22 protein-coding genes are annotated in these 16303 nt (G+C 48.2%); 6 read left to right on the top strand and 16 right to left on the bottom strand.

Annotated features, from left to right (window positions below):
• Window positions 1-15: 15 nt before the first annotated feature.
• On the bottom strand, window positions 16-423 hold the full coding sequence (locus HCH_RS10335; protein ID WP_011396160.1) for an Rrf2 family transcriptional regulator: 408 nt from the start codon (window positions 421-423) through the stop codon (window positions 16-18).
• Between the two features lie 140 nt (window positions 424-563).
• On the opposite strand from HCH_RS10335, the gene HCH_RS10330 reads away from it, so the two are divergent.
• A complete protein-coding gene (locus tag HCH_RS10330) occupies window positions 564-1259 on the top strand; it encodes a class I SAM-dependent methyltransferase (protein WP_011396159.1) in 696 nt (231 codons plus the stop codon).
• 74 nt (window positions 1260-1333) lie between these two features.
• On the opposite strand, the gene HCH_RS10325 is transcribed toward HCH_RS10330, so the two are convergent.
• From HCH_RS10325 to HCH_RS10305, 5 genes are all read right to left on the bottom strand, one after another.
• Window positions 1334-1633, bottom strand: coding sequence for a DUF6500 family protein (locus tag HCH_RS10325; RefSeq protein WP_011396158.1), 300 nt, complete (start codon window positions 1631-1633; stop codon window positions 1334-1336).
• Between the two features lie 58 nt (window positions 1634-1691).
• Entirely contained in the window at window positions 1692-2048 is a 357-nt protein-coding gene (locus HCH_RS10320) for a hypothetical protein (RefSeq protein ID WP_041598567.1), read from the bottom strand.
• 45 nt (window positions 2049-2093) lie between these two features.
• Window positions 2094-2432 carry a DUF7668 domain-containing protein gene (locus tag HCH_RS10315; protein ID WP_011396157.1) on the bottom strand — a complete coding sequence of 113 codons (339 nt, stop codon included), beginning with the start codon at window positions 2430-2432 and terminating at the stop codon, window positions 2094-2096.
• A 109-nt stretch (window positions 2433-2541) separates the two neighbouring features.
• Complete coding sequence (locus tag HCH_RS10310) at window positions 2542-2961, bottom strand: hypothetical protein (protein ID WP_041598566.1); 420 nt, start codon at window positions 2959-2961, stop codon at window positions 2542-2544.
• Between the two features lie 65 nt (window positions 2962-3026).
• Window positions 3027-3446 (bottom strand): cupin domain-containing protein, encoded by a 420-nt coding sequence (locus HCH_RS10305; RefSeq protein WP_011396155.1) that lies wholly within the window; start codon window positions 3444-3446, stop codon window positions 3027-3029.
• A gap of 665 nt (window positions 3447-4111) precedes the next feature.
• Between HCH_RS10305 and HCH_RS10295 the strand changes: the two genes are divergently transcribed.
• Complete coding sequence (locus HCH_RS10295; protein WP_011396154.1) at window positions 4112-4468, top strand: hypothetical protein; 357 nt, start codon at window positions 4112-4114, stop codon at window positions 4466-4468.
• A gap of 238 nt (window positions 4469-4706) precedes the next feature.
• Here the strand turns inward: HCH_RS10295 and HCH_RS10290 are convergent, their stop codons facing one another.
• A complete protein-coding gene (locus HCH_RS10290) occupies window positions 4707-5012 on the bottom strand; it encodes a hypothetical protein (protein ID WP_011396153.1) in 306 nt (101 codons plus the stop codon).
• Between the two features lie 238 nt (window positions 5013-5250).
• Window positions 5251-5616, bottom strand: coding sequence for a hypothetical protein (locus tag HCH_RS33640; protein WP_148212533.1), 366 nt, complete (start codon window positions 5614-5616; stop codon window positions 5251-5253).
• Window positions 5617-5957: 341 nt separating this feature from the next.
• Between HCH_RS33640 and HCH_RS10280 the strand changes: the two genes are divergently transcribed.
• The gene (locus HCH_RS10280) at window positions 5958-6818 is read left to right on the top strand and encodes a S1 family peptidase (RefSeq protein ID WP_011396151.1); all 861 of its coding nucleotides are present in this window, start codon (window positions 5958-5960) and stop codon (window positions 6816-6818) included.
• On the opposite strand, the gene HCH_RS10275 is transcribed toward HCH_RS10280, so the two are convergent.
• Complete coding sequence (locus tag HCH_RS10275) at window positions 6813-7262, bottom strand: hypothetical protein (protein ID WP_011396150.1); 450 nt, start codon at window positions 7260-7262, stop codon at window positions 6813-6815. The genes HCH_RS10280 and HCH_RS10275 overlap by 6 nt on opposite strands.
• A gap of 93 nt (window positions 7263-7355) precedes the next feature.
• Between HCH_RS10275 and HCH_RS10270 the strand changes: the two genes are divergently transcribed.
• A complete protein-coding gene (locus HCH_RS10270) occupies window positions 7356-7820 on the top strand; it encodes a macro domain-containing protein (RefSeq protein WP_011396149.1) in 465 nt (154 codons plus the stop codon).
• 173 nt (window positions 7821-7993) lie between these two features.
• Here the strand turns inward: HCH_RS10270 and HCH_RS10265 are convergent, their stop codons facing one another.
• From HCH_RS10265 to fabR, 5 genes are all read right to left on the bottom strand, one after another.
• The gene (locus HCH_RS10265) at window positions 7994-9136 is read right to left on the bottom strand and encodes a hypothetical protein (RefSeq protein WP_011396147.1); all 1143 of its coding nucleotides are present in this window, start codon (window positions 9134-9136) and stop codon (window positions 7994-7996) included.
• A gap of 482 nt (window positions 9137-9618) precedes the next feature.
• On the bottom strand, window positions 9619-10161 hold the full coding sequence (locus tag HCH_RS10260; RefSeq protein ID WP_011396145.1) for a hypothetical protein: 543 nt from the start codon (window positions 10159-10161) through the stop codon (window positions 9619-9621).
• Window positions 10162-10173: 12 nt separating this feature from the next.
• Window positions 10174-11154 carry a hypothetical protein gene (locus tag HCH_RS10255; RefSeq protein WP_011396144.1) on the bottom strand — a complete coding sequence of 327 codons (981 nt, stop codon included), beginning with the start codon at window positions 11152-11154 and terminating at the stop codon, window positions 10174-10176.
• Between the two features lie 30 nt (window positions 11155-11184).
• Window positions 11185-12321: a hypothetical protein gene (locus tag HCH_RS10250; protein ID WP_011396143.1), complete on the bottom strand. Its 1137-nt coding sequence runs from the start codon at window positions 12319-12321 to the stop codon at window positions 11185-11187.
• Between the two features lie 318 nt (window positions 12322-12639).
• Window positions 12640-13272 carry an HTH-type transcriptional repressor FabR gene (gene fabR / locus HCH_RS10245; protein ID WP_011396142.1) on the bottom strand — a complete coding sequence of 211 codons (633 nt, stop codon included), beginning with the start codon at window positions 13270-13272 and terminating at the stop codon, window positions 12640-12642.
• Window positions 13273-13568: 296 nt separating this feature from the next.
• Here fabR and HCH_RS10240 point away from each other — a divergent pair, with 296 nt between their 5' ends.
• Window positions 13569-14333: a M15 family metallopeptidase gene (locus HCH_RS10240; RefSeq protein ID WP_011396141.1), complete on the top strand. Its 765-nt coding sequence runs from the start codon at window positions 13569-13571 to the stop codon at window positions 14331-14333.
• Between the two features lie 29 nt (window positions 14334-14362).
• Window positions 14363-14839: a hypothetical protein gene (locus tag HCH_RS10235; protein ID WP_011396140.1), complete on the top strand. Its 477-nt coding sequence runs from the start codon at window positions 14363-14365 to the stop codon at window positions 14837-14839.
• On the opposite strand, the gene HCH_RS10230 is transcribed toward HCH_RS10235, so the two are convergent.
• Both HCH_RS10230 and msrA read right to left on the bottom strand, forming a co-directional pair.
• Window positions 14826-15557 (bottom strand): ATP-grasp domain-containing protein, encoded by a 732-nt coding sequence (locus HCH_RS10230; RefSeq protein WP_148212532.1) that lies wholly within the window; start codon window positions 15555-15557, stop codon window positions 14826-14828. The genes HCH_RS10235 and HCH_RS10230 overlap by 14 nt on opposite strands.
• A gap of 3 nt (window positions 15558-15560) precedes the next feature.
• A complete protein-coding gene (msrA, locus tag HCH_RS10225; protein WP_238384987.1) occupies window positions 15561-16175 on the bottom strand; it encodes a peptide-methionine (S)-S-oxide reductase MsrA in 615 nt (204 codons plus the stop codon).
• Between the last annotated feature and the right edge of the window lie 128 nt (window positions 16176-16303).

The following is a 16303-nucleotide window of genomic DNA, read 5'->3' as shown; positions in this document are numbered from 1 at the left end:
ATCTCTATTTCTCCATCAAGAACGCTTCGCCAGGATATCCAGCGTAATCTCGCCAAATCGACTCAGTAGTTTCTTTTCCGCGTCGTCCATGGCGGTTTTTAGCGCTTCATTGATGGCCCTTTCAATAAAGCAATTTGAGTGTTCGTCGGTGAGACCCAGCGTAAACAGGGTCGGCCCGCCAAGCGCATTATGCACGTCAAGTAAGGTGATTTCGTTCAGCGGTTTAATCAACGTCCAGCCGCCGCTGTGGCCTTTGGCGGAGTCAACATATCCCTGCACTCGCAACATACCCATGGTGCGGCGCACCACGACCGGGTTGGTCGACAGCATCTCAGCAATCTGCCCGGAGGTCATAGGTTTGTCGCTGGCGGCCAGGTGAATCAGCACGTGCAACACTCGGGATAAACGACTGTCTTTTCTCATCTTGCATCTCGTGTAATAGACGCCCAATCGTATCACGCAACTTTTAACGTTACATCAATTGTCTCGCCCGCCCAATATATGTAACATTTACAGTTACGTAAAAATGAGAGCACACATTCAGCAAAGCGAGCGACCCCAAAATGGATAAACAGCAACTGACACAGCTATTCGATCAACAGGCGCCCAACTACGACACGCAGTGGCGACGAATGTCTCCGATTAATAGTGGGCTGTATTTCTTCATGGAGACCATTCTTGGCGTCCTGCCAGAAAGAGCCCACATCCTATGCGTGGGCGCCGGCACGGGTAAAGAGTTGCTGCACTTAGCCCGGCATTTTCCTGAGTGGCGTTTTACCGCCGTTGAACCATCTGGCGAAATGCTGAATCAGTGCCGCAAAGCCGTTGAGCTGGCGGGTTTTACTTCCAGGTGCGACTTTTATCAGGGCTATGTGGAGACACTTCCCGGTGAAGAAAAGTTTGATGGCGCCACCAGTCTGCTGGTTTCCCAGTTCATACTGGATCAACAGGCCCGAAGTGAGTTTTTCCGCCATATCGCCGACAGACTAAAACCAGGAGGTCTACTTATTAGCGCCGACTTAGTGGCGAACATCCACAGCGATGTCTATGAGGAACAGTTAAATTTATGGCTGCGACTGATGGCCAACGCAGCGGTATCGCAAGAGGACATTCAGCGCATAAAAGCCGCCTATAGCCAGGATGTCGCCGTGCTGCCCGCAGACAATGTCGCGACCATCATTAAAGCGGGCGGCTTTACGATGCCCATTCCCTTTTACCAGGCTGGCCTTATTGGCGCGTTCTTCGCCCATGTCGAGTGACTGACTTGAAGACAATATGATTGAAGAGGTTAGCCGCCTCGCTTTCGAGCCATCGGAATGGGAGGCGATGTATTTCACGCCCCCTGTTGAACCATCTCCTTTATCTTTACCGCCTTTTCGAAGTGGTCCAGTTTATTGGTTAAAATCCACCATTCAGCGGCTTCCATTAACAGTTCAGGGTCATCATTTTTATTGGCGAAAAAAGCATAAAACGACACACCGACATTGACTCCTTTAGCCGCAATTTTCTGATCACAGACAGAAATGATCTTCTTCCTCAAACTTTCTCTCATTACAACTCCAGTATTATCGATGATGAACACAGATTTGGCTGCGCCCTCAATCGACTCTGATTCAGCGCCCCGCAAAAGCACACTCACTCTTAGATGGCAGCCTCATTACTCAAAATTTCCAGCGCTGGGCTAAGCTTGGTCACTCACGCTTAACCAGTTTTCTAGGGGCTACTATCTTTGGCGGGCCCAATAAGTTTCGACCTTTTGGTGTAACAGTGTACATATATACAATAGGCACCGGTCTCTTCTCCCCCATTATTTCCCAGTACTCTCTATTGCTTCCTTTTGGACTGGAGCGTTTTTCATCAATTTTGATAAAACCTTTTTCCTCCAGCTCAGTAACCAGCTCCTTTGGAGGCCTTAGTCTCTTGTGTACGTCCCTGCTTTCGTTTACTAAAACCATAAAGTCATCTTCATCGCTATCATCGCAAACCGCCCAATCTTTATCTATTGCCCGTAGCAAGTTTACGATGATCTTATCTCTATCTTTTATCATAGAATTTTCTCTATACATGAAAAGTGGTGATTGCCACCTGAATAACTACAGAATATGAATATCATCTATGGTGATTACAAGCTTCCCTGACGAATTCTTTTTAATTTCTGCAGATAAAGTTAAATCACTGACTTCACCGTCATACCACAAATCAAACTCAATCCTTCGAGCTTCCGTAACGTCATCATATATATCGTAAATATATGCTGAGCTATAAGTGGACTCTGGAGGCAAACTTATTACCCCAGGATAGTCGCTTAATGCTGCTTCTATCTCAGACTGTGAAAGGCGGCCATTTTCGTTCCTGGCGACTATTTCAGAAAACTTTGAGTTGACAAGAAGCATAACCAAACTTTCAAGCAAGCCTTTAATTTTATCGTCCACTTTTTCTCTCCTTTCCCTTAAGCAAACTTCTGCCTAGAACTACGAGCACCGTCTTATTACTATAATTTCTATTTCAGATCGACTAACTCTTTAATGCTGTTTGGCCGTGCTATGCATGTTCATCTCTCCATTGCTGTTCCGCTTCTCTGCATGCTTTGCAGAAGCGAATATCAGAGTACTCGCCATACATTTCTTCTGGCCCATTCACTGCTGATATATAACTATTCGGAAACAGTTTCGCGCACGCTTGTTTGTAATCCGGGGAATAATCAACATGGCCACAAAACACCTTAACTTTTCCGTCTTCCAGTGTATTACCGTGTAACTCACATACACATAAGATTTCTTGTAGCACATCAAATGAAGGTATATCCAGCGCATGCTTGTCGCAAAATTGTTCAACGGCGTGCTCTTGCCAAAACAGAAGGCGCTCTTCTCTCCCACGGTTGATGATCGCGATAAACTTCTTATAGCGCTCATCATTTTTTAGGAATTTTCTAAAACTTTCTCTAAATTCTATTGCATTCATATGTGCATATAACGTCGTACCTACACAGTAAACTGCGAAGTCTATTGCGTCGTGGGGGCAATGGGTCAACTACCGCCAGTTTTACCGGGAGGGTGTTGCTCAAACCAGGAGACAATTTGAGGCATATGCTGTTCGAAGTTGCCTGGAGTTGATATGTTTAAAACGCCTGCGCGGGACGCGCTTCGATTCTCAAAGTCGTGAGTGACGCCACTGGGGGCGAGAACAAAACTTCCTTTTGGCGCTTCCGTCCATGCTTCGCCAATGAGAAAGCTCATTGTTCCTTCTATAACAAAAAATATGTCATCTTCATTGTGGCTATGAGCCCCCGGTCCTTTTGAGTATGGCTCTAACCACCATTCGGAAATTGAATAAGCTCCAGCAGACTCCTCGCCATCCGCTTTGAATATGGCTGAAATAGGCCCCATAGAGTACGAACGGCCTTGGCCTGGCGCTAATAATATAGGTTTTCGATCTTCGTGTTTCATATTCAATGCTCCGTATTTTTCAGCTAACGCCTCATTGTGGGATGCTGCCTGGCATCCTTATGATTATTTTGTCAGGTGTTATCATAGCCACACTCGTTGACGAGCATAAGCCCATCAACATCACTGTGAACAAAGAATGACCAGCCATCGCAATCAGAATTGGAGTTGGTATGACAGAGTCTATATTCGAGCGTTTTACAAGCCCAGCCACAATGATGGAGGCAGAGCTAGAGTTACTCGAGCAAGGTGAGGCAGCGGTTGCCGTTATAGAGTCATTGCTTAATGGGGATGCAAAGAATAAATGGGGGGGTTCCATATCGCGCAATTGGCCTGCCGCTTCGGTGTGCGCTTGAAGTGGCCATACGATTAGGCCCCACAGCCAAACCCCTTGAGCCGTATATTCTGTCTGAGTTAAAAATGGGAGACCCTACTGCCGCAAGAGCTTTGGGGGCTCTAGGCTCTCTAGAAGAGACATCGGTAGTAGAACTTGCCAAGCGACTCAGCGACGATGCTTTTGAATTGCCGTTTGAGTCTGCCGCCGCATTGTGGAGATGCGGCCACTATCAGCACCCGAGGGTGCTCCGAGCCGCCGCTGAGTCAGAAAAAGCTGCGAAAATTTTAGCCTGGTTTGACGCATACCTGTTACGTAGGACACATACAAAAGCATGAGATATTTACTTTTAACTCTTTTACTTTCACTTACCGGATGTTCTGTAGAATTTGGGCCTGAGCCAGTTAAAGAAGGTCCTGCAGGCGCCGTATGGGCAGGAGGTGCGGACGGCGGCGTTTTTGTAAGCGTAAAAGAGGATAGCAATCCCAATGACCGCATCTATCTTGGGAAAATTTATTTCGAGCACGATTCCTCAATCTGGTACGACGGGCGCTTAGAGCTGGTTGGCGATATTGCTTTCGATCCTTCCGATAAAACCCAGTATTCTGGCTGGGATGGCGAAGTCCTCCATTTGAAGAATAAAGGGGGATATCTAAAGTCTCTGGATGAACCGCGCGAGCCTACGCCGTAGCCGTCCGTTTTAAACTACGGAACATTAGAAGTTCCATGTCGTTCCTCTCACAGGAATCCAGAACTCAATATAATATCTACCTCGCTGCCGCTGTAACTTTCGCCACAGCGGCCTGTCTTCGCGCCTCATCAGCCCTTTCCCGCCTGCCGTAAGGGACTGAGAGTATTCCTCCCTCATATATTCTCAGGAAGGAGTCGCACCCAAATTACCTGTCGCCAATAGTACAAGAAAAAAGGTACTAATCCCCATCTTCAGCCTCCCACTGCTCAGCAAATCCATTACGCTCCAGATATCCACCCATGATGTTAATCAAGTCCTCCATAATGGCCTGCATTCCAAGCACACCATCAATTTCCTGCTTGTTCCTATCTGCGATAACCGATAGATCAACCATACGCCAATAGAGCTTAGCGAAGCGTTCAGCTTCTTCTTTGGTGGCAATCTCTCTCTCATGTTCCGCAACAGCCAACGCCAAGTCATCGTTTAGGACTTTAGCGAAGTGTATAAATACTTTCTTCTGATCTTGATCTCTAAAATTAATCATCGTTACCCCGTGGGATATCTGTAATAACAGTCATTCGGTCAGTAATCCGTACTAAACAACTTAAGCTTCCTGCGCCTAGCGGTAAACTACAGAAGAAGTTGCCAGCTGGAGCAACATAATAACCGCATACTTATCAGCCAGTGAAAAGAGCAGAGACGGGATGCTTTTGCAGGCAATGTTAACGTTAGAACAGGCAATCACAATGGAGCAACCTGATTTTCATCAGAGTAGCGACTTATCAGCTGTATTCATGAGAAAAACCACGATCATCCAAAGCTTCAACTTTAAATTTATACGCAGACTTACCCTTTCTTATTGTAAACATAACGTACTGCAGCTTTTCTTTCTTCAAGCGATGCGCCAACAACAAATCCACATATCCATCAGAATAAGCTCTAAATAAGTTCATTACTTCATCAGAGTGCGTTCCTGGAATCGACACGCCATTATGGAAGTCAAAAGATATAAGGTCATGTTCACTTCTATCAAGCAGGTTACAAAGTTCATCAATCGCCCTGCCTTCTCCGCAAGTTAAGTGGTGAAGACTCTCCATAAAAGAGTGATATAGGTTGTGTAGCATACCTTTTATATTCTTATATTTCATATCAACCACATTTGAAAAAGATAAACTACCATATAACGCTTACTAAGCCCTATGCATGGATATTTAGGGCATTGCCTTTGCTCTCAAAATATACACGATAGCAATACAAAGCCAAATGATGAGAGATGAACCAGTCCAGCTTTACCTCCTTCGTATGCGAAACTGGCTTCCTCACCATCGCTATTACAACGACCATGGCATGTTATCATCCGCCACGTTTTTTAAAATTCAGTCGCGAGCTAACGCTTGGGGATCTAAACAGGGTGATTGGTTTTCCTGAAGGGACCTAAAAAGCGAAAGCCCCTGCAATCACAACCGCCCCTTTCCGTAGAAGTAGAGAAATGATGCGTAAACGCTTAGTCCTATCAAAATTAACAGCCCACTTAGCCAAAATGGGCGCCTGCATACTCACGACGACGCTAGTTGCTTCCTGCACCTCGATGAGCGAAAGCGTTGCTGGGCAATCCAAAGGTCCGAAAAGAAGTCTGGTTGATGATTTTGACTATATTGTTCCGATTTTGGATGAGGATCATTTCCGCATCTGCACTGGCCTTATTCTGAAACACGGACTAGTGATTACAGCTAAGCACTGTTTCCGGGACGACTCCAAGAAAGGCAATTATTATCTCGCCTACTCTGAGGACGGCTCGATTGATCAAAACGACCTTTATATCCCCGTCGCCTCGTTCGAATATGACAGCCCGGTTGAAGGTATCAACGACCTGGCGATCGTGCATTATAACCCGGGTTATACCGAGGGGAAGCTGACGCTTAAGGATATCCCGCTAAACTTCGGTCCGGCTCCAGAAGCAGGCGCGCCGCTGTTTTCAGTTGGCTACCCCATTGTTAAAACGCAGAACACCTTGAGGGTCGGCTCCGCTAGATGCCAGCGCAAGCATCGATCAGGAAAGCTATTGCCCTCGCCCAAATCTCCAGGGTACGACGGCCTGTTATTCGATACGGACTGCCCCGCCTTCTGGGGAAATTCCGGCGCGCCAGTCTTCAGCGCCCGCTACGATGATCAGGGCAATGTGGAGTTAGTCTCACTGGAAGGCGTGATCACGCATACCTTTGACTTGGTTAATAACGGGGATCTTGATTATCGAAAAATGAAACACGACGCTTTCGGCCCGTATATGACGTCGAATTATTCTCCGCTTCATCAGACCGTGCGCCTGAAGGAAATAATGAAGGCTCTATAAAAGAGAACCTTCTCCCGACGCCTCAACAACGAGCCTGGCAATCAAATCCTGCACCGCCTTCGTCTCCTCCCGCCCAGGAAATGCGTGAAAACGTAGCGCCACGGCAGGGTTTTCATGGAGCAGGAGGTAACCGTCATCGCCTGGTTGAGTTTCATCGTAGAAGCGGCGCGTCGGGAACTGCGTAAACCCCGTCATACCCGGCTGGTACAGTCGATATTGCGCCGCAATGGGCTCAAACTGAGACTCTGCGTGCGCTGTCAGGATGGCGTCATGAAGCACGTCAGCTAGATGATCGACCTGTTGCTGCAGCACGGCCAACTTCCTGTCATTTTCCCTTTCCGCACGCTCCAGATCTCCGCCCTCTCCTTTTTGGACCTTGAGTCCCACCGTCATTTCAACGTAGACAAAGCCGACGATACTGAATCGGGAAACCATTCCGCTCATGTCGCTTCACCCACGTAATATTTGTTCTAATTGAGCATAACCAAATTAAATGCTGACTCTATCGAAACCCGAAATTTTTTAATTTGAGGCCACATGAAAACAATAGAAGGCGATTTACTGGCGCTGGCGCAAGCCGGTCACTTTGATGTCATTATCCATGGCTGCAATTGTCAGTGTCGAATGGGACGGGGAATTGCTCTGTCGATCAAGAATACGTTTCCTGATGCTTACAAGGCGGATTTAAAAACGAAGAAAGGCGCTCAAGAAAAGCTGGGGACTTACTCCTACGCCGAGATCACCAGCAATGACGCGTCTTTCACCGTTGTGAACGCCTATACCCAGTTCCACTGGCGTGGCGAGGGCGATCTGGCGGACTATGAGGCGATTCGGTCTGTCATGAGAAAGATCAAGACTGACTTCTCCGGGAAACGCATCGGCTATCCATTGATTGGCGCGGGCCTGGCGGGTGGGAACTGGGAGCGGATAGCCGCCATTATCGGCGAGGAGCTGCAAGGCGAAGACCACACTCTGGTTAAATGGAACGGAGCCTCCGCCTAGGGGTCATAACCCCACACAAATACCTGGCCGCCGGTCTCAAAGTTACCCTGAATGTTGATCTCGTTGAGTAATTTTCCGCCGTTGGCCAGGTCTGGCATTTGAGAAAAATGCCTTTCGTGCTGCAGACATCGCCAAGGCGCAATTCATATTTACAGTTAACCTATTTCTTTCATCTAGCTTGAACGACACGAGTAATCTTTACTAAAATCGACCAAACCGGCGCTGGTCAAGTTTCTCTTAAATGCAAGTAAATCACGGTCCTTATGATTCTCACATAAAAGCTCGTTAACAGCTTTTTCAAGATTTTCCAGCGTAATGAAACCTCCTGAGGTAAGTAAATAAACAGATACTCCATCAGGTTGCTCTTGAAGGCCTACCAGCTTTTCGAGTGGATCAGGCGTCGCAACATTATGACCTCCCATACTAATGAGCAGAAAAGACCTTGTTGCTATTTCACCATCAATTTCTGAAGGACCTGCTATTGTAGACTCTAGATACTCCGACGGTATTCTTATTTTTTCATTTATATAACTTTCCACTTTATGTGTGACAAATTTTATTCTTACATCAACAGATTCGCCTGCATATCCATAATACCCCTCTATCACACCTTCTATTTTCCTAAGAGGTCTATCTGCTCTAGCGACGATATCTATAGCATCCATAGCTTCCTTATAATCCTTCGCAACATTATAGTATTTATCATAGCCAAGCTTGCTAACTTCGGCATATTTCCTACCTTCTTTTCTATATTTTTTTCCGATGCCTACATAATACTCCCGAACACCGTCAAGTATTTTCTCTAGAGACGGCTTTTTGGAAGCATTACTCTCTCTCACTCGAAAAATGCCGCCGGCGTTAATTGTGTATCCTGGCACAGCCTTATAACCATCGACTTGGTTACACTCAGGATAATAAGGTGAGTTATCTCTATGCTGCTCATGGGTCAGGTTAAATTCAGTGGTACTTCTAAGCCAAGCACACACATATCCTCGTCCATCTCCTTCAAACCACTCCCATTTTCTGTCCTTTGTCATGAAGATGAACCTATTTCCTGGCAAAGTCCCTCCTTGCCAAGAAAAATCAACAATGGGAATATCGTTATAACAGCTCATAGGTTGAAGCGCCTCCCACCCAGTAGACACTCCTATTTTCTTCTCCCCCGGCCCCACATGATCATACTCCTTTGCCCAATAAACCGTTTCATAAGTATCATTACACAGTTTTATGCATCTTTTTTCTTTGTAGTTAGAGCATTCAGAGTGAGCGTATTGCGAGCCCCCTACCAGTAAAAAAACAAACACTATCATCTTCATTCTTATACACTCTTCCGTGTAGCCGACGTACAAAAAACATTCAAAAAAAATAATATTTTTTATTTCTCATCGGTATTTAGTATTCATAATACATACCTCCCTAAAAGGGGGGATCATCAATAAGAAACTATTTAATGAAAAGACATCAAAGCATTGTACACAAAAAACAAAATTTTCTAAAAATACTAATTTTAGTTCTAGTGAGAATTCTACAGAATCAATCATTCCAGCGTGCTTTCACAAAATACGAAGATAGTAGAAGGCGACTTACAGGCGTTAGCGCAAGCCGGTCACTTTCATGCCAATAATCATGCTGCAATTGTCAGTGTCAGAAGGGACGTGGGAGCGCTCTGACAATCAGAAATAGGTTTCTGGATGCTTGCACGGCGGATCTTGAAATGGAAAAAACGCCTGGGACAAGCTAGTAAAGAGGAGCTACAAGGCGAAGACCACACTCTGGTTAAATGGAACGGAGCCTCCGCCTAGGGGTCATAACCCCACACAAATACCTGGCCGCCGGTCTCAAAGTTACCCTGAATGTTGATCTCGTTGAGCAGTTTGCCGCCGCTGGCCGGGTCGCCAGTATTGTTGAGATAAATGCCCTTCATGCTGTACCCGTCGCCGACGAAATTGACCCGCTCAGGCAATTGCAGAACCATGTGGCCGCCATCGTCCACATCCAGTTTCAGAGGGCCTTCAATATCCATGGCGATGGAGATTTCGTCAGTGAAATAGTAGGTCTGGGCGCCGCCGTCATGCTCAGTGGTGATGTAGTTGTAGCGAAATCCTCGGGTGCGGCGGCCGTCGCTTTCATCCTGCGGTGTGTCGGGGTCGTCCAGACCGCCGTCATGGGCGTTGATGCGCACCCGGGGTATTTCAATGATCAAGCCGCTTTGCGCTGATACTTGCGACAGCTCCCCTTCTTCCAGACCGCGCATTTCCGACGCGACCGCACCAGAGAAAGACATCGCCATGCCCGCCAATAGTATGCGCCCCCAAGGACTTCTAATTATTGCGCCTTTCATCCGCTCCTTCCCTCAGTTACGCACGTTGAATATAAGATGATCCAAGGTGACGCCATGAATGCGGGATTCATTCAATTTCGATTGCGTCATCTGCGCCTGAAACGTCAAATCAATTTTGGGAAAGTTGGGGTCATAATCCGGGTGTTGCGTATCCGGCAGCCCGCCTCCTGAAGGGATAATGCCGCCGTCTTCCGTAAAGGGCTGTGGGTCGGAATAAGCGAAGCGCAAGCCGTTGGGCGCAGCTTCAAACGTGGCGGACTGCAGGTGCAGATTTTCCAGCCTGAAATTGTAGAGAATAAAGTCCGTAGCGGGGTTCAATACGCCATCGCCTACCTGAGATTCGACCAGCCACTCGGGAATCAAAAGTTCATTGATGTCCACATTGAGCAACATTCCCTGACGCGAATCCGCGCCACTGCTGCCGTCATCAACCCGGACGCTTTCGATCTTATAGCCCTCGGGAATGCCGCTATACGCAACGCCGCCAAGAATGGAAATATCATTCATCGACACGCTTCCCAGCATGGTGTGTTCCGATGGCGTTCCGCCTGCGCGGATATTGGGGTTATCGGGATTAGGAACATCCGGGTTGCCGAACTCTTCATTGAAACGCACGTCCAGATTGCGCCAGCCTTCCATTCCAGGCAGACCTATGCGCAACATGGGAAGGCCGGAGCTCGAGTTATTCACCAGTGAGCCGTCCATTTCCACCAGACTGAAGGTCAACGGCGATTCAAATGTGCCGATCGCGTCAGCGGACAGCTGAAACTCTTTCAACCCCAAACTGGAGCCATCCGCAGCAATGATATTGATGCTGCCCGCTTCCGCGCCGTCTATCGCCATCCCTTTAAACCTGACGTTATCGAAAGCAAAGCTGAACCCGCTGCGGCCATCCACTTGCCCCAGCTCCTCATCCGTCATCGCCTCCATCGCCATGGCGGCGGCGCTGAGCGTCAGACAACAGAGCGCCAGCACAGGTTGCGGATGTTTCATGGTTCCCTCCCGATACAGTTCATCGCTGTTTTAAAACAACTTATTGTTCTGATATCCCATGCGGGGATTGTCATCTCCAACGCCGAAAAAGATCTGCTGCAACGTCGGCCCAACATCAGTGTGGGCCTCCAGATATCCGTCTGTCGGATTATTGGGGTCGTTGAAGGGAATGCCAAAGTTCCACCCGGGCAAATCCGGCCGGGAATCAGGAATAATCCCTTCAAGATGCTGTGACCACATGGCTCCGTTAATCGAACCGTTCTGATTCGACATCAGATTACCCGCGCCCTGCACAAAGGAAATATAGAAGTTTTTAACGTTGTGATAGTCGAGGCTGGTCACATTCGAAAGGTTCAACTCCTTCCCGCCATAGCTATAACCAATCCCCGCGTTACCAGTCAGGCCGACATTGTCCGGAGTAAAACCGCACATGCCGCCATTACACACCCACTCGCCGGGCGCCGGCGTCTGCGGATAGTTGCCGGAGCCATCCGGCATGTATCCGATAATGTTGACGAAGGTGTCTTTGGTGCCGCTGCCATAGATCTGTGAGCGCACCAGCCCCCCCAGATCCGCCATGATGCTCAATGCCGGGATGTAACCGGAGATGGAATCGATAGTCACCGGCGTCGAACCATCGACTCTGCCGAAGCCAAAGCGAATGCCGCGAATAGTGTCCGTCCCGTCGGCATGATGCTGCTTCTGGATCTCCAGATAAGGGTCTTCAAACACAAAGGGCTCTTGCGCCGATTTGCCGAAACCGAAGTTCCTCAACGCCACATCGGGCACGCCCTGACCGTTTTCGTCTTTATAAATGGAGTTATTGGCGCCGCCATAGTCGCCGAGGGTCAGCTCTTCTGCGAAGGCGTGCAGTTCACCTGAACCGTTCAGCTGAAGCCGGTACACCGTAGCATCCACAGACTCAGTTTGAGTGCGCTGTTCCACCCGGGTAAATCCAATACCGGGATTCTTGATGAACTCGACGCCGGTCAACTGACTCAAGTTGTAGTTGATGTCCGTTGCGGAAAACTCCAATGCGGATTGGGCGGAAATTTCGCCCATTTCCTGGTCCGCCATCGGCTTCAGCTCACTATGGGCGACAGGATGGCCCAACGCAGGCAGCAGACACAACAGAGTTCTCCACGTTCCTTGGGGTATAAGGTCCATCTCCGTTCCTCTTTATTCTTATTCATTCAGTACTGCACTTCCAACTATGCCTACTGCTGTCGAACAGGCGGTTATCGCTCGCGCTCAATCTGATGGCCTTTGTTCGACAAAAATAAAACTAACACTTGTTAATTTTTAAACAAGAAGAAGAATGAGAAATATGTCCACAAGCGAGATATTCGGCACAAAAAACACATTAAATGCGCTTAAATTTGGCCTTATATTGAATTTGTGCGCAATTTTTGCACTTCAAAGAGGGATTACGCCGATGCGAACAATTGTTAGAGTTTTCTTCTGGCATTGCCGCAAGCCGGCGAACTACTCCGCAGAAACTGACGTCACAGCGCCTTTCGCCATGACTTCCGAACCATAAATAGCCATACGCGCCTGAATAATTGTGCGTTCGATGATTTCATTGCGCTTTTCCGTATTGGCGGACAGGCTCTCAACCCCCGCCTGAAACGCGCAATTAACCAACATTTCAGAAAGATAAAGCGGATGCGCAATCGGCCTGCCCGTCGTCGCCCCTACCTCCGCAAGCGGCTTGGCCATGGCCTCCACCACATGCTTCACCTCACGCTCAATCGCATCTCTAAACGCCTGCACGCGCCCTACCCGTTCCGCCGCGACGAAATGAAACAAATCGCCATTCTCTTCCAGATAGCGCCCAAAGACGCGAATCGTGCGACGCACCACGCCCTCCCGCACATCCACCTCTTTCCAGGTCTGGCGCATCAGACGGCGCAGTGTCAGCCCCGCCTCGTCGATAATCGCCAGACCCAGCTCTTCAAGATTCGGGTAATAGTTATAAAACGTCGGCGGCGCAATCCCCGCCTCCCGACAGATCTCCCGCAGACTCACCCCGGAATACCCTTTCGTCCGGCACAGACGCAGTGCAGCGTTGCAGATATTACGATTAACTTGTTGTTTCTTCTCGGCTCTTACGGCCATAGCGGTGGTTACCAATAGCTGCCAGGAAATCGTGAGCTTATATCATATTGGCTCTACTTGTTATATCCATTATTACATTTCATAACTAAATTTATGAATAACTGTACGAACGCCAACTAGACAATCTAGGGTTTATCGATATTCCCAACAAGAAGCTAATTTTTTATCGTGAATGAATATGCCCAATTGAGCTTTCGCCAAAACAGAAAAAGGTATATTACTTAACCTGAAGTTTTGGCGACAGGAACAATAGAAAATCAGGAGAAGGCAATAACGCAGCGAATGGAGGGGGTGGAATGCTTATATTAGACGGAAACTACATCGCATTAAGGCAAGGGGATTCAGACACCCGGAAAACATGGGGAGGCGAGCCTAGAAACACGGAAAAAGCAGACTATGTAAAGCAGCTTCAGGAGAAACTTTCCGCGGTCAAGGCCTATTCAGGAGAAAGTGACGGTGAGTTTGGTCCCAATACGGCGAAAGCGCTCAGATTTTTTCAGTGGACGGCCAAAGAAATAGGGCTAGAGAGTTGCTCCATTTACTCTTTTAATATGTCTCCAACCGGAGTTTATGACATAAACTCATATAAAGAGCTTGATAAGTGGGTTTCTCATAAAGCGGTAGTTGGCGGCGACTTGGTTCGCATAAAAGAGAGCTCTTTCAGCAATATTGAGTTAGGGCCTTATTTCAAAAAAATAGAGCATCCCAATATTAACGATAACGAATTTGTGGTTTCTCTTGCGCTCGCCCCTCACCTTGTCAACATGAACAAGGAAGCGAAAAAGTACGGTATTATCATCAAGCTGAACCAAACCCTACGCTTGGTTAATACTGTGGTTAGCGGCAGTGTCGTAACTCCAGCTAAAAAGTCCCAGCACTTCATAGGTCATGCTATAGATTGCAATTTAATGGATGGTGATAACTGGAATAGCTCCGCCACTTTTTCTCAAGGAAAGGAAAGCGAAAACGCCAAAAAATTTATCGCTTCGGTAAAAGCTCAACTTATTAGATGGGGTGGCGACTTTCAAACACTACTTGAATCAAAAGATGATCACCAATAAAGAAATCATCTCTATTTGGGAGCCCTTAAATGGCTAGATGTAAATATCGACTACAGATTAGTCTGGCTTTAATTCTGACTACTTATTTATCTGCCGGTTGTTCAACAACTAACGCGGTAGAAAGCAATAATAAAAAAGGGCAAATACAATTATTTCTGCAAGACTCGCCACCGAATGAGTCCGAGCTTTATGCTGACTGGGCAGCCTACTTGAATGACTTTAAAAGTACTGAAGGCGATAACTTGAGTGTCACTCGCGCTCTTCACGCCTCTCCCGCCCTGGATAATATTAATTTGAATGGTTTCAAGGAAAAGTATTCCACTCTCTTTGTAATATCTGATCGCACCTGTTACCTCTATACAGGCCCGATACTAGAGCCTGCCGTTTACGATTTCATTCATAGAGTCTCTGCTCAGCAAGAAATACCTGAGTTTTTGATTCAGTTCAGTCCAGAAGCGCTGAAAGGCAGACTGACGATTGACGAGTATTCTGTTAACTGCCAATAGCCACTTGGCGCGTCGCCGCCTCGATACAAGGCAATACTTTATCGGCCCGGCATCCGTTGAGGCCGGCGCCCCAGGCGGCGTTGGCTTCGATGATCGCCCAGCCGCGCTGGGGAATATAGCCGATATCGAGCACGCAGGTGGTCGGCAGGTCTCCGCTTCGAGCAAGTTGTCTGGCGAATCTTAAGCCGTCCTCAAGCGCTCCATCGCCTTCGTAGATTGCAGCGTCTAACACGTCTCCCCGCCAGACAAAGCAACGAATTTCACAGGCGAACTGTACGATTTCCGAGTGAAGCACCGGCGTATCCGGCTCCAGCCCTCGGGTTTCCACGGCTAGATCAGTCAGACTTGTATATATGGCGGCTTTAAACAGCTTTGGCGCGGCGGGTTTCAGGAAAGCCGGAAATGGCGAGGTCATCGCCACAGATAAAGGCAGCAGCGTTACTGAGCGCTGCAACGCCTGTTGCGGCAATTGCACCAACAGGTCGTCTGCGGGTGAAATCAGGTCAAGTCCCAACTTCTGCGCCAACACCAGAGCAAAAGTGTCATTTCCATAGACCCGCACCTTGGCTGGATCATAGGAAGGAGGCTCCCAGAATCGTCCCAATCGGGATACCTCGCCTCCGGCGGCGCTCCAGGCCGCCGCCACAGAATCCCGCTCAAGATCGTTCTTTTCCGGGATAACCAAGGTTAACCCAGCAAGGGTCGCGGACTCAGTCAAAGCTCAGTCCGCGCTGGCTAAACAAGCCCCGGTGCCGCCCAGACCACAGTATCCCCCAGGATTTTTAGCCAGATACTGTTGATGATAGGTCTCCGCAAAGTAAAACTCCGGCGCCGGAGTAATTTCCGTGGTAATGGCGCCGCGATTTACGTCATGCAGCGATTGCTGGAATTCCGCCTTCGACGCTTCCGCCAGTTGTTTCTGCTCATCATTGGCGTAATAGATAGCGGAACGATATTGAGAGCCGACGTCGTTGCCTTGACGCATTCCCTGAGTCGGGTCGTGATTTTCCCAAAATAGTTTAAGCAGCTTCTTATAACTGATCACGGCGGGATCAAATACGACCTGCACTACTTCCGCATGGCCGGTCTGCCCGGTGCAGACTTCTTTGTAGGTGGGGTTGGGCGTATAGCCTCCCGCATAGCCTACGCAGGTACTGTAAACGCCTTCCTGTTTCCAGAACAAACGCTCCGCCCCCCAGAAGCACCCCAGCCCGAACACCGCTGTTTGCATTTGCGCCGGAAAGGGACCTCTCATATCCACGCCAAAGACAAAATGCTCACCCTCGATCTCCATGGGCTCCGCTCTGCCAGGCAGCGCTTGCTCCCGTGCAGGCATAGATGCTTTATCCTGTGAATGACTTCCAAACATATGCTTAACCTCTCCCAATATTCTTAAACTTCGCCATCATGACGATCTGCCCGCCATCCATGCAGATGACAAAGCTAAAAGCGGATCAATATTGT

It is taken from the genome of Hahella chejuensis KCTC 2396, from assembly GCF_000012985.1.
Classification (GTDB): Bacteria; Pseudomonadota; Gammaproteobacteria; order Pseudomonadales; family Oleiphilaceae; genus Hahella; species Hahella chejuensis.
The sequence above is the reverse complement of the archived record's forward strand: the minus strand, read 5'-3'. Positions and strand labels throughout refer to the sequence as shown.